Genomic DNA, 13662 nt, shown 5'->3' with positions numbered 1-13662 from the left:
CGGGTGGTGCCGGGGCGGCGGAATTTCGGTTTTTCAGCGCCGGAGCGCCGGATCACGTTCGCGTCGGCGCATCCTTGCCCCGGTCGGCTGCGTCACTCTCCGGGTCCCCGGATCGCTGCCTTCGTCACCCTCATATCCGCCCCTGCATGACTGCGACCCTCGCGTTTCAGCTCAATGACCAGCCTGTGACCGTGAACGTCGACCCGGAGCGCACGCTGCTCTGGGTCCTGCGCACCGATCTTGCCCTCACCGGCACCAAGTACTCCTGCGGCATCGCCCAGTGCGGGGCGTGCACGGTCCTCGTGAACGACGAGGCCGTGCGCAGTTGCGCGGTGGCGGTCAAGTCGGTCGCCGGCAAACGCGTCACCACCATCGAAGGCCTGGCCCGCGAAGGCCGGCTGCATCCGTTGCAGGAGGCGTTTGTGGCGCACGACGCGCTGCAGTGCGGCTTCTGCACGCCGGGTATGATCCTGACGGCGTACAGTTTCCTGCGGCAGCATCCGGCGCCGACGCGCGAGGACATCGTGAAAGGCATGGATCAGAACCTCTGCCGCTGCGGGGCGCACCCGCGCATCGTGGATGCGATCGCGGCCGCCGCTGCAGCCATGAAAGGAGCCCGCGCATGAACACTCCCGCTTCGCAGCCGGTGACTGATTTCAGCAGCCGTCCTTCCCGCCGCGACTTCCTGAAGCAGCTCGGCGGCGGGCTCATGATCTGGATCGTCGCGAACGAACTGGCGTTCGCGGCGGAGTCCGAAGCGGCGCGGCCGATGCGCGCGCGGCCGAAGATCCCGACGGACTTCAATGCCTTCCTGCGCATCGGCGAGGACGGCCGCGTGACCTGTTTCACCGGCAAGATCGAGATGGGCCAGGGGCCGGTCACCTCGCTGCCGCAGATGCTAGCAGAGGACCTGGACGTGCCGGTTGACGCCGTCGACATCGTCATGGGCGACACGGACCTGTGTCCGTTCGATGCCGGCACGTGGGGTTCATTGACGACACGCAGTTTTGGGCCGCTCTGGCGGGCGGCGGCGACGGAGGCGCGGGGCGTGCTACTGGAGCTGGCGGCGGTCGCGCTGGCGGTGCCGGTGGCGGAGCTCGTCGTGGAGCAAGGCGTGGTCTACGTGCGGGCCGACCGCGCGCGGCACGTCAGCTACGGGCAACTGACCAAGGGCCAGCGAATCGAGCGGCGTCTGGACGTGAAGCCGGTGCTGAAGACGCCGGCGGAGTTCAAGATTATGGGCCGGCCGCTGCTCCGGCGCGATGCCCGCGACAAGGTGACGGGCAAGACGCAGTACACGGGCGACCTGCGCCTGCCCGGCATGCTTTACGCGCGGCCGCTCCGGGCGCCGGCGCATGGCGCGACGCTGAAGAGCGTCGATTTCGCCGATGCCCGCGCCATCGCGGGCGTGCAGGTGGTGCAGGAGCGCGACCTGGTGGCGGTGTTGCACGCGTTGCCGGACGTGGCGGAGGATGCGCTGGGGAAGGTGAAGGCGGAGTGGACGCCGTCACCCTCGACGCTGAACGACCGCACGATCTTCGAGCATCTGGAGAAGGCGGCTGTGCCGGCGCGGGTCGCGGCCTCGGGCGGCAGCCTCGATGCGGGGCGGAAGCGGGCGGCGCGCACGCTTTCCGGACGGTATCTCAACGCCTATGTGGCGCACGCGGCGATGGAGACGCACACGGCGCTGGCACGGATCGAAGGCGACAAGGCGACGGTGTGGGCCTCGACGCAGAATCCGTTCGGCGCGCGCGAGGAGATTGCCGATGCAGTCGGTTTCCCGGTGGAGAGAGTCCGCGTGATCACCCCCTTCGTCGGCGGCGGGTTTGGTGGCAAGTCGGCGAACCAGCAGGCGGTGGAGGCGGCGCGGCTGGCGAAGGCGACGGGCCGGCCCGTGCAGGTGATGTGGACGCGCGAGGAGGAGTTTTTCCTGGATACGTTCCGTCCGGCGGCGGTGGTGCGGATCGACTCGGGACTGGATGCCGCGGGCAACGTGGCGTTCTGGGACTACGAAGTGCGGTTCGCGGGCGACCGCGGGGCGGCGCATTTCTACTCGTTCGCGAACCATCGCACGACCTCGGTGGGCAACTTCAGCGGGCCGGCGGGGGTGCATCCGTTCCGCGTCGGCGCGTGGCGCGCACCCGGCTGCAACACGAACTCGTTTGCGCGGGAGCTGCACCTGAACCGCCTCGCCGCGCTGGCGGGGGTGGACCAAGTCGAGTTCCGGTTCCGGCATCTCACCGATCCGCGGATGATCCGCGTGCTCAAGGCGGCGGCGGAGAAGGCCAACTGGCAGCCGGCGAAAGGACCGAGTGGACGCGGCTTCGGCGTGGCGCTGGGGATCGATTCGGGCTCCTACGTGGCGACGATCGCCGAAGTGGCGGTGGATCGTGCGACGGGGGCGGTGCAGGTGAAGCGTGTGGTGTGCGCGCAGGAAATGGGCGTCGTGGTGAACCCGCAGGGCGCGACGATCCAGATGGAAGGCTGCATCATGATGGGACTGGGGTACGCGCTGACCGAGGAGGTGCGGTTCGACGCGGGGGCGGTGCAGGACACGAACTTCGACGGTTACACGATCCCGCGCTTCAGTTGGATGCCGAAGATCGAGACCCTGATCGTGCCCGCGGACGACATCCCGGCCCAAGGCGGCGGCGAACCTGCGATCATCGTGATGGGCGGAGCGCTGGCGAACGCCGTGCACGATGCGACCGGGGTGGAGATCGACCGGCTCCCGATGACGCGGGAGCGGATTTCCGCGGCGATCCGAGGCGCTGAAGCGCGGAGTTTAAGGGGTAAGGTTTAACGGGTAAGCGGATCCGAGCCGCGATCCGCGGAGCTGAAGCGCCGCGGAGTTTAGGCGGCGCAGCGGCGCCGCGTTGGCAGGTTGCAGGTTTGAAGGTTGCAGGTTCCGGATTCTTCGGCCGGAGGACTGCGGTCTTTCTCTTGCTCTTCCTCTTTCTCTTACTCTCCGACCCTCCCCGGGGCGACGCGGGGGCGGGCCGCGTCACAGTGCCCTGAAGAGCAAGAGAAAGAGGAAGAGTAAGAGAAAGAGAGGGGGGCGCGCCCTACCTTGGCAGGCGGCAGGTGAAGATCGCTCCGTCTTTGCTCTCGGCGGTGAGGGTTCCGCGGTGGTTGGTGACGACGGCGTGGGCGATCGCAAGGCCGAGCCCGGCGTGGCCGAAGGTGCCGGTGCGGGCTTTGTCGGCGCGGTAGAAACGTTCGAAGACGTGGGGGAGATCCTCGGGCGCGATGCCCGGCCCGTCGTCGCGGACGCGCAGGACGACGTGGTCGTCCTCCTGCGCAGTACTGACCTGAACCTCGCCGCCGCGGCGGTTGTGCTGGATTGCGTTCACGATGAGGTTGCTGGCGAGGATCGCGAGGGCGGCGGCGTTGCCGGAGAGCGGGGCGGCGCGGAGGTCGCGCACGATGCGGATCTCGCGCTCGGCGGCGAGCGGGCTGAGCTGGTCGAGCGTTTCGCCGACGATGGCGGCAAGGTCACACGGGGCGGGTGGCGCTTCGCCATTATCCTGGCGGGCGAGCAGGAGAAGCGACTCGACCAGGTGGCGCATGCGGGCCGCCACGTCGTGGCAAGTCTGGAGCGACTGCCGGTACTCCTCGCCGGTGCGCTCGCGCTTCAGAATCCGCTGTGTTTCGGAGAGCAGGATCGTCAGCGGCGTGCGCAACTCGTGCGAGGCGTCGGCGGTGAATCGGCGCTGACGTTCGAACGTGGCGTGCAGCTTGGCGAACGTTTCGTCGAGCAGGCGGGCGAGCTGGTCGAGCTCGCTGGCGGTGCCGGACGACCGGATCCGTTCGTCGAGCTTGCCCTCGGCGACGCGGGAGGCGGCGCGACTGATCGCGGCGATCGGCTTGATGGCGCGACCGGCGAGCCACCAGCCGCCGAGCAGGCCGACCACCCAGACGCCGAGGCCGAGGCCGACGAGGGAAAGGGTGAGCCGGTGCATGTCCTCGTCCTCCGGCGTGGCATCGCGGCCGATCAGGACGCGGATGCCCTCGGGCGTGCCCTTCACCTGTTCGCGGCGGGTGCCGACGCGGCGCATTTCGTCCATGCCCTCGCTGGGTGGTCGCGGCGGGAAGGCAAGGTCGGCCGGGGCGTTGGGGGAGCGGAGAATCACGCGGCCATCGGTCTCGGCGATGGCGAAGTAGACGAAGCCGGCGTCGGTGCTTTGGAACTGCGCGCCGAAGGGGATGGCGGGCGGCTGGGCGCCGGAGCTCAGGAATTGCATGACCTCGCGGGGCGAGGACGGGCGCGTGCCGCCGCTTTGCGCCTCGAAGGCCGCCATCAGCGTGTGAAAGACGGCGCGCTCGGCGCGGAAGATGTCGCGGTCGACGCGGCGCTCGAGGTTGTCGCGGGCGAGCTGGTGCGCGGTGGCGCAGAAGGCGAGGATGACCGCGAGGAGGATGAGACTGTACCACGCCTGGATGCGCCAGCGGATGGAGTGGAAGGGCGTGTTCAAGGGAGGCAGTAGCCGAGGCCGCGGCGCGTCTCGATGAGGTCGCGGCCGAGCTTCTTGCGCAGGTTGGAGACGTGCACGTCGAGGAGGTTGGAAAGGCTGTCGTCGTCCTCGTCGAAGAGGTGTTCGTAGAGCTCGGTGCGGCTGACGACCTGGCCGCGGTGGAGCGCGAGGTACTCGAGCAGCGAGTACTCGCGGGCGGTGAGCGGGACCTCGGTGCCGGCGAGTTCCACGCGCCGCGCGGCGGTGTCGAGGGTGAGTTCGCCGAGCCGCAGCACCGGGCTTGGCTGGCCGGCGGAACGGCGGATGAGCGCGCGGATGCGGGCGAGCAGCTCCTCGAGATCAAACGGCTTGGGCAGGTAATCGTCGGCCCCGCGGTCGAGTCCCTTCACCCGGTTGCGGGTGTCATCGAGCGCGGTGAGCATGAGCACGGGGACCCTGGAGGTCTGGCGCAACTGCTGGAGGACGCCCCAGCCGTCGAGCTTGGGCATCAGGACATCGAGGATAATGGCGTCGTACGCGGTGGCCTGCGCCTTGAAGAGCCCCTCCTCGCCGTCGCTGGCGACGTCGACGGCGTAGTCCTCCTCGCGCAGAATGCTCGCGACGGTGGCCTGCAGGGCGGGGTCGTCTTCGATGACGAGGAGGCGCATCGGGGAGGGAGTGGGGGAGTGAGGGGCCGGCGTGGCCGTCGGAGTGAAAGTGAGAGTGAAAGTGAAAGTGGCCGGAGGCGAAATCGTTCTCGTTCTCTTTCTCGTTCTCGTTCTCTTGGGGGATTGGGGGGCGATTGGGGGACGGACGACGGGCGGGAGGACGGAAGATTGAGAGAGGCTGACGCAGGACGACGGATGGGGGAGAACGAAAAAGAGAATGAGAACGAGAACGGTTTTTTGGGATCTTACTCTTACTCTTTCTCTTCCTCTTACTCTCCTCGTTTTTTTCCCCTGCTGCTCGGACGGCTGGCCCTCCGGCCGCCCGAGCAGGGGAGTAAGAGAAAGAGGAAGAGCAAGAGAAAGACCTTACTCGTGACGGAGGGCGTCGATCGGGTCGAGGCGGGCGGCGCGGCGGGCGGGGGTGAAGCCGAAGAGGACGCCGATGCCGCCGGAGAAGAGGAAGGCGATGAGGTTGATCTGCGAGTTGAAGGCGAACGGCACGTGGATCACCTGGGCGAGACCGAAGCAGAGCAGGAAACCGAGGAGGATGCCAATGAGGCCGCCGATGCAGGAGAGCGTGACCGCCTCGATGAGAAACTGAAGCAGAACCTCGTGGGCGGTGGCGCCGATCGAGAGCCGGATGCCGATCTCGCGGGTGCGCTCGGTGACGGACACCAGCATGATGTTCATGATGCCGATGCCGCCGACCATGAGGCTGACGCCGGCGACGGCGGCGAGGAGCGTGGTCATCATCTTGGTGGAGGAGCTGAGGGTGTCGGCGATCTGGCGCGTGTCGAAGACGTTGAAGTTGTCGTCCTGATTGGGCTGCAGGTTGCGCCGCTGCCGCATGAGCGAGGTGATGTCGGCGATCAGCGCGGTGCTGTTTACACCATCCGCGGCGGAGATGCTGATCATGCTGATGTCGTGCGACGAAGTGCGGCCGATGAGCCGACGCTGGATGGTGGCGAGTGGCACGATGATGGTGTCATCCTGGTCGCCCATGCCCATCTGGCCCTTGGCGGCGAGGACACCGATGATCTCGATGCTCGAGTTGCCGACGCGGATCTTGGCGCCGATCGGGTTCTCGGTGCCGAAGAGTTCGCGGCGGACGGTGTTGCCGATGACGCCGACGGCGGCGCCGGTGCGGGCCTCGGTGTCGTTGAAGCAGCGGCCGTCCGCGAGGGTCCACTTGTTGATGGTGAAGTAGTCGACGGTGGAGCCGGTGACGGAGGTGCTGCGGGCCTCCTGGCGGTAGACCGTGCTCAGCGAGGTGCTGCGGATGGGGGCAAGGGCGGCGATGCCGTGGATCTGCTCGCGGAGGGCGGTGACGTCGGCCTCGGTGAAATTGGGGACGCCGGCGGAGGCGGAGCGCGGGCCGAAGCCCATGCCCGGGCGGAGCATGACCAGGTTGCTGCCGAGGTTGGAGATCTGCTGCTTGACCGACTCGGTGGCGCCCTGGCCGAGCGTGACCATCGTGATCACGGCGGCGACGCCGATGATGATGCCGAGGACGGTAAGGAAAGCGCGGGTGAGGTTCCGGCGGATCTCGCGGAGGGCGATGTTGAAGGCGTTGAGGATCATGACCGGCGCAGGTGGGAGTTGGCGGCGTCCGACGCGATGAGCCCGTCGCGGACGTGAATGTGGCGTTTGGCGTAGGCGGCGACGTCCTCCTCATGGGTGACCATGATGACGGTGATGCCGCGCTGCTCGTTGAGCTGGACGAGGAGCTCCATGATTTCGCGCGTGGTGGTCGTATCCAGATTTCCGGTTGGCTCGTCGGCGAAGAGCGTGAGCGGGTTGGTGACGATGGCGCGGGCGATGGCGACGCGCTGCTGTTGGCCGCCGGAGAGCTCGGCGGGCGTATTGCGGAGCTTGGTCGGGAGGCCGACCGAGGTGAGGGCGGCGAGGGCGAGGTCGTGGCGCTCCTTGCGCTTGAGGCCGCGGTAGAGGAGCGGGAGCTCGACGTTTTCGAGGGCGCTGGTGCGGGCGAGCAGGTTGAACCCCTGGAAGATGAAACCGAGGGCGTGGCGGCGCAGGAGGGAGCGCTGGTCGGCGGTGAGCGTCTCGACGCCGATGCCCTCGTAGAGATACTGCCCGCGGGTGGGAGTATCCAGGCAGCCCAGGATGTTCATGAGCGTCGATTTGCCGGCGCCGCTGGGGCCCATGACCGCGACGAACTCGCCCGGATGGATGCTCAGGTCGACGCCGCGGAGGGCTTCGAAGGCGGCGTCGCCCTGACCGTAGGTCTTGGTCAGCGCGCGCAGCTCGATGAGAGGTTTGACGGCCATGGCTTATTGGGCGCGGACGATGATGGGCAGGCCGGGTTCGAGCTGGGCGCCGGAGATCTCGGTCTTGCGGCCGTCGGTGAGGCCGAGCCGGACGGGAACGGGCTGGGCCTGGCCGTCGCGGAGAACCCAGACCCGGGCATTGCCGGCGCCGCTCTTGGCGGTTTCACCCTTGCGGTCGACCTTGGCGGCGGGCCGCGGGGGAGTCGGGATGAGGCTCTGGACAAAGGACTTCTTGGGCGCGGTGGCCTGCAGGGTGGCCGTGGCGGTGGCGGGGTCGAAACGCAGGGCGGCGGGCGGAACCACGAAGACATTGGTGGACTCGGCGACGCGGATGTCGGCGGTGGCGGTCATGCCGGGGCGGAGGCTGAGGTCGGCGTTGTCGACCTCGAGCTCGGTTTCGTAGGTGACGACGTTGTTGGTGACGGAGGAGCCGTAGGCGACCTTGAGGACGGTGGCGGTGTAGGAACGGTCGGGCCAGGCATCCACGGTGAATGTGGCCTTCTGGCCGGCCTTGAGGCGGCCGATGTCGGCCTCGGCGACGGAGACCTTGAGCTTCATGTGCTCGAGTTGTTCGGCGATGACGAAGAGCTCGGGGGCGGTGAAGGAGGCGGCGACGGTCTGGCCGGGTTCGATGGCGCGGGTGAGGACGATGCCGTCGATGGGGGACTTGATGATGGCCTTGCCGAGATCGGTCTCGTTGGCGCGAACCTGGGCCTGTGCCTGGGCGACGGCGGCCTCGGCGGTGAGGAGGGCGGCCTGGGCGCGGTCGGCGGCGGCAATGGCGGCGTCGTAGTCGGCCTGCGAGGGAAGTTTGCCGTTGCTGAGGCGGCGCAGCTCCTTGGCGCGGGCGAGGGTGGCCTGGGTTTCCTGGAGCGTGGCCTTGGCCTGGGCGACGCTGGCCTCGGCGGAGCGGAGGGTGGCGCGGCTGACCTCGGTCTGCTGCGTGAGCTTGCTGGTATCGAGGCGGGCGAGCGGCTGGCCCTTGGTGACGTGGTCGTTGGTGTCGACGTACACCTCGAGGGTGGTGCCGGAGAGTTCGGAGCCGACGGTGACCTCGTTGGTGGGCTCGAGGTTGCCGGTGGCGGTGATGGTCAGGGCGATGCTATCACGGGCGAGTGGTTCCGTGGCGAACGGGGCGGGCTGGTTTTGGGCCCGGGCCTTCTGGGCGAGGGCGGACCAGACGACGAGGCCGATGAGGACGAGGCCGGCGGCGAGCGCGTAGCGGAGCCTGCGGCCCTTGTTGGGTGCGGCGGACTGGAGGATGGCGGCCAGATCGGGTTTGGACGGATTAGGCATGGCGGAAAAGGGATCAGCGGGTGGAAGTGGAGACGGCGAAGGAGGCGGAGGCGGACCAGCCGCCGCCGAGGGCCTTGTAGAGCGTGATGTGGGCGGTGGCCTGGTCGGCGGCGGTGCTGACCTGCTCGCGCTGGAGCGACAGGAGCGTGCGCTGCGTGTCGAGGACGGTGAGGATGTCGACGGTGCCGGCTTCGAACTGCAGGCGGGCGAGGTCGGCGGCCTGCTGGGCAGCGGTGGTGGCACGGTTGAGGTTCTCGAGCCGCTCGCTCGTATGCTGGACGGCGACGAGGGCGTTCTCGACCTCGCTCAGCGCGGAGAGGACGGCGGACTCGTAGGCGATGAGCGCTTGGCGGGCGAGTTGGTCCTGGACGACGACGGTGTCGCGGCGGCGGCCGGCGTCGAAGATCGGGGCGGTCAGGTTGCCGACGAGATTGGCGAGGGACGCCTGCGGGGAGAACAGGTCGCCGGCGCGGAGGGCCTCGACGCCGATGGAGCCGGAGAGGCTGAGGGAAGGCAGGCGGTTGCGTTCGGCGCTCTTCCGGCGAGCGACGGCGGCTTCGACGGCATGCTGGGCGGCGCGGATGTCGGGCCGCTGGCGGAGGGTTTCGGCGGGGATGCCGACGGCGAGGTTAGTGGGGACGGTGGGAAGAGGGCGGGCGGAGGCGAGGAGGGCGTCGTAGGCGCCGGGGGTGCGGCCGGCGAGGACGGCAAGCTGGTTGCGCGCAGCGGTGACGGACGTGCGGAGCGTGGGGATGGAGGCACGGGTTTCCTCGAGGGTGGCGAGGGCCTGTTGGGTGGCGAGGGCGTCGCCGGTGCCTGCCTGTTCGCGCCACTGGGTGAGCTGGGTGGTTTCGGCGCGGGTGGTGAGACTCTGCTCGACGATGGCGAGCTGGAGCTCCGCGGAGCGGAGGCTGACGTAGGTGGTGGCGACCTCGGCGGCGAGGGAGACCTGGGCGGCGTGGAGATTTTCGGCGGCTTGCGCGAGGTCAGCGTTGGCGGCCACGAGCGTCTGGTAGTTGCGGCCGAAGAGGTCGATCTCCCAGGCGGCGTCGAGGGAGCCGCTGTAGGACTCAGAGCGCGCAGTGGTGTTGGCGTCGCGATTGCGGGTGCGGGAGCCCTGGCCGGAGACGCCGGCGGAGACGGATGGCAGGAGGGCGGCGCGGTCGATGCCGCGGGCGGCGCGGGCCTGCTCGATGCGGGAGACGGCGGTGCGGATGTCGGGGCTCCCGGCGAGGGCGTCGCTGATCAGCTGGTTGAGAACGGGATCGTTGAGGCGGGTCCACCACGTGGTGAGGCTCGCGGTGTCGAGCGCGCCGGGGGTGGCGTTGGCCGAGGATGCCTGCTGCCACTGGGTGGGCGCGGCGGTGGTGGCGTCGCTGACGCCGCGGATGGTGGCCGTGGCGCAGCCGGCGACGGCGAGCGGCACGAGGAGCGAGGCGAAGCGGAAGGGACGATATGGGAGGGCGGAGAGCATCACGTTGCGGGTTAGCGCGACGTGACGGTAGCAGGTCGAACCTTTAGGGAAGATGAAGCCGGGATGGCGGCGCCGTCGCGCCGCGGGTAACGTCCCGGAGTTGCGCATCTTGCGGCCAGGTCGCGACTCGCGGAAACCGCACAGTAAACAGGAGCCCGGGACTGGGGGGGCTTGCGCGCAGGTTTTCGGAATTTTCGGTGGAAAGATGATCGGGGGCGAGGCAATGGGTTGGCAGCGGGGAACTTCGCGGGCAGAAAGGCGTCGTGCTTCCGGCTGCCACGTGAACATCCTCCGCTTCCTCGTTCGCTCCCTGATCACGCTCACCCTGCTGGCCGCGGCGCTTGGCGCGGTGGCGTCGGCCGTGCTGCTGGCCCCGCCGGTGCAAGGATGGCTGCTGCGGCGGGAGCTGGCGAAGCTCCCGGCCGTGCGGGTGTCGTTTGATTCCTGCTGGGCGCGGTTTGGGCGCATGGAGATCGAGCGCGTGCGCGTGGAACGTGGCGGGCACGTGCTGACGGCGCCGAAAGTGAGCGCGGAGCTGCCGGTGTTACAGAGCGTGTGGCGGCGGGAGCTGCGGCTGCAGCGCCTGACGGCGAAGGGCTGGACGCTGGAGTTGGCGGCCTCCGGAGGCGCGAACGGAGGGACGCCGGCGGGCGGTGGGCCAGCGGTGGCCGCGCCGTTGGCGACGGTGCCGGCGACGAGTGGGACCGCGGCGGGGCCGGAGCACGCGGTGCCCGGGAGCCTGCGCTGGGTGGCGGAGGCGTTGCATCGTGGCTTTGTGGATACGCGGCTGCCGGTGGACTTCGCGACCGAGCGCGTGGAACTCGCCGGGACCGTGGTGCGGCGGGATGCGACGGGCACGACCACACGGCGGATGGAGGTGTCACTTCAGGGTGGTCCGCTGGCGGCCGGGCGCGACAGCGCGCTGGCGGTGGCGGCGGAGACGATGCGGGTCGATGCGGAGAACCGGCCGGTGGAGGTGACCCTGCGTGGCACGCTGGCGGTGCGGATGGATACGCCGCGGACGGTGAGCCGGCTCGCGTGGACGGGCACGGTGGTGCCGAAAGGCGGTCCGCTGCAGACGGCGCCGGAGCTGGCGGTGGAGGCGGCGGCGGCGCGGGGCGAAGGCGGGCGTGAGACGTACGCGGTGACGCTGGCGCGGGACGGGCGGACGCTGGCGACGGTGCACGGCGGCTATACGGTGGCGACGCGCGGGTTCGCGGCCGAGGCAACGCTCGCGTTGACGGCGGAGGATTTTGCGCTGCTGGCGCAGGCGGAAACCTGGCCCGTAACGGCGTTGAATGGGCAAGGGCGGCTCGAGATCGATGCGGGCAACGGCGACCTTAGCGTGGAGGGACGGCTGGTGGGCCGGACCGGCCGGCTGGCTGGGTTGAGTCCGTTGCTGGCGCGGATGGCGCCGGAAGGACCGCTGGTGGCACAGGTGGCTGCGCGGCGGCGGGGCACGCGGTGGGACGTGGAGCGGCTGGAACTGACGGTCGCGGGCGCCCGGCCGATCGCGACGGTGGAGCTGCGACAGCGTTTCACATACGAGGCGGGCGACAGGAAGCTGACGGTGGCCGAGCCGGCGAAGGAGTGGCTGAAGGTGAAACTGGAGGCGCTGCCGCTCGCCTGGCTGCCGGATCCGACGGCAGGATGGCAGTTCACGGCGGGGGAGCTGGCGGGCGAGGTGGGGGTGGCGCCAACGCCGGACGGTGGGTTTGCGTTGCGGCCGGTGGGCCGGTTGACGGCGCGTGGCGTGGCGGTGGCGCAGGGCGGCCGGGTGGTGGCGGACGGGCTGGATGTGAGCCTCGGGCTGGAGGCGAGTCACTCGCCGGCGGGTTGGACGTGTCGGTACGCGCCACTGGTGGTCGCGAGCGGCGGGCGGGAGTTGCTGGTTTTGGAGGGAACGGGAAGCGGCGGCGCCGGACCGGGGCGGCCGGCGGTCTGGACGGGCACGCTGAAGGCGCAGCTCGACGCTTGGGCGGGACGGCTCGAGCGCTGGGGCGGGGCCGCGGCGAAGACGACGGCGCGCAAGCTCGAAGGGACGTTTACGCTGAGCGTGGGGCCGACGCTGACGACCGAGGCGACGCTGACGCTGGGCGGGGCGCGGGAGCAGGACCGCGTGAAGGCGACGGTCAAGGTGAGCGGAGCGACTGACCAGCGCCTGAGCTTCGAAGTGCCAGTGGTGGCGAACTGGAGCGGACGCACCTCGGATTTCACGGCGGAAGGCACGTGGGCGCCGTCGAGCTATGGCGCGACCACGGTGCTGAAGCTGCACGGCAAGGAGCTCGACCTGGCGCTGCTGCGTCCCATGGCAGCGCTGGTGCAGCCGCGGGGTGGGGCGGCGGTTGCGGCGGCGAATGCCAACGCAGGCCGAGCCAACGGCGGAGATGGCGGCAGGGCGGCGCTGGTGCGACCCTTCTGGGGCGATGCGTATGGCAGCGTGGCGCTGGCGCTGGAGCGGTTGCGGGTGGGAGCGGACGAATTTCGCGGCGTGGAGGCCACGGCGTACGTCGAGGAGCGCACGATCAAGGTGACGTATGGCCGGCATGTCCTGGGCAAGGACGTGGAAGGGCGCGTGACCGGCGAAGTGACCTTCGACCCGGCGGCGACGCCGACGTACCGGATGGCGTTCACGCTCGGGCCGGACGAGGTGGACGCGGCGACGGTATTCGGGACGGAGGACGAGCGCCGGCGGCCGGCATTTGAAGGCAAGTTCAAGCTGGAGCGGACGCTGGTCTCGACGGGGGCGAGCCTGGCGGAGCTTGTCGCGCAGGCGCGGCAGGACATCCGGCTGACGAGCAAGAGCGGCATCGTGCGGTTTCTGCGGGCGGGGACGCTGGAGATGGAGCCGGAGAAAGCGACGCCGGTGGCCGACGCGATGGGCTCGGTGGGGTCGGCGGTGGGCTGGCTCTTTGGCGTTGATCGCCGGACGCGGACGAACCTGGCGCTGACGAAACCCGACGCGCAGACGCAGGCGGTGCTGGATTTCACGTACCCGCTCGCGGAGCTCGGCTACAGCGACCTCTCGCTGGCGGCGACGTGGGGGCGGGACGGTGTGGTGCGGGTGACGGACCTGGCGTTGAACGCCGGCAAAGTGCGGCTGACGGGAGTGGGGCGACTGGAGGAGCGGCGCGGGGAGTCGATGCGGCGCTGGCCGCTGAGCCTCGATTTGAAGCTGGGGACGAATGGGAAGCTGGCGGAGCTGATGACGAAGACGGGACTGCCGGTGAACGCGGCGGACGGAATGGGTTACACGTGGCTCGCGGTCCCGGTGCATTTTGGCGGCACGTTGGAGCAGATGGATGTGGGACACTGGCAGCGGATGCTGGCGCAGGCGGCGACGCCGAAGCCGATGCCGGCGGAGAACGCGGCGGACGCGGCGAAGCCTGGCGCGAAAAAGCAACCCTGAGCTGGTGAGGTGCGGGGCAGGAGACGGTTGCGCCCGCGCGGCGCGGCGGGCCGGCGGGAAGGAGGTGGGCGGC

9 protein-coding genes are annotated in these 13662 nt (G+C 69.6%); 3 read left to right on the top strand and 6 right to left on the bottom strand.

The genetic code is table 11. The features are described from left to right. Positions 1-146 precede the first annotated feature (146 nt). Positions 147-626 (top strand): (2Fe-2S)-binding protein, encoded by a 480-nt coding sequence (locus DB354_RS07575; protein ID WP_107834841.1) that lies wholly within the window; start codon positions 147-149, stop codon positions 624-626. After that, positions 623-2803, top strand: a complete 2181-nt coding sequence (locus tag DB354_RS07570) for a molybdopterin cofactor-binding domain-containing protein (RefSeq protein ID WP_107834840.1) — start codon at positions 623-625, stop codon at positions 2801-2803. Before DB354_RS07575 ends, DB354_RS07570 begins: the two co-directional genes overlap by 4 nt. Positions 2804-3065: 262 nt before the next feature. Here DB354_RS07570 and DB354_RS07565 read toward each other — a convergent pair whose 3' ends face one another. The 6 genes from DB354_RS07565 to DB354_RS07540 all read right to left on the bottom strand — a co-directional run bounded on the left by DB354_RS07565 (position 3066) and on the right by DB354_RS07540 (position 10180). Continuing rightward, complete coding sequence (locus tag DB354_RS07565) at positions 3066-4475, bottom strand: ATP-binding protein (RefSeq protein WP_233256582.1); 1410 nt, start codon at positions 4473-4475, stop codon at positions 3066-3068. Then, positions 4472-5122, bottom strand: coding sequence for a response regulator transcription factor (locus DB354_RS07560; protein WP_107834838.1), 651 nt, complete (start codon positions 5120-5122; stop codon positions 4472-4474). The genes DB354_RS07565 and DB354_RS07560 overlap by 4 nt, the downstream gene beginning before the upstream one ends. 366 nt (positions 5123-5488) lie before the next feature. Next, on the bottom strand, positions 5489-6703 hold the full coding sequence (locus DB354_RS07555; protein ID WP_107834837.1) for an ABC transporter permease: 1215 nt from the start codon (positions 6701-6703) through the stop codon (positions 5489-5491). Next, positions 6700-7410, bottom strand: a complete 711-nt coding sequence (locus DB354_RS07550; RefSeq protein ID WP_107834836.1) for an ABC transporter ATP-binding protein — start codon at positions 7408-7410, stop codon at positions 6700-6702. The genes DB354_RS07555 and DB354_RS07550 overlap by 4 nt, the downstream gene beginning before the upstream one ends. A gap of 3 nt (positions 7411-7413) precedes the next feature. Next, entirely contained in the window at positions 7414-8706 is a 1293-nt protein-coding gene (locus tag DB354_RS07545) for an efflux RND transporter periplasmic adaptor subunit (RefSeq protein WP_107834835.1), read from the bottom strand. 13 nt (positions 8707-8719) lie between these two features. Beyond that, positions 8720-10180 (bottom strand): efflux transporter outer membrane subunit, encoded by a 1461-nt coding sequence (locus DB354_RS07540; protein ID WP_107835027.1) that lies wholly within the window; start codon positions 10178-10180, stop codon positions 8720-8722. Positions 10181-10460: 280 nt separating this feature from the next. Here DB354_RS07540 and DB354_RS07535 point away from each other — a divergent pair, with 280 nt between their 5' ends. Beyond that, positions 10461-13589 carry a hypothetical protein gene (locus tag DB354_RS07535; RefSeq protein ID WP_107834834.1) on the top strand — a complete coding sequence of 1043 codons (3129 nt, stop codon included), beginning with the start codon at positions 10461-10463 and terminating at the stop codon, positions 13587-13589. The last annotated feature ends 73 nt before the right edge of the window (positions 13590-13662 follow it).

Source organism: Opitutus sp. ER46, assembly GCF_003054705.1.
Taxonomy (GTDB): domain Bacteria; phylum Verrucomicrobiota; class Verrucomicrobiia; order Opitutales; family Opitutaceae; genus ER46.
Note: the sequence above shows the minus strand (reverse complement) of the source record. Positions and strands in the feature narration are given on the sequence as shown.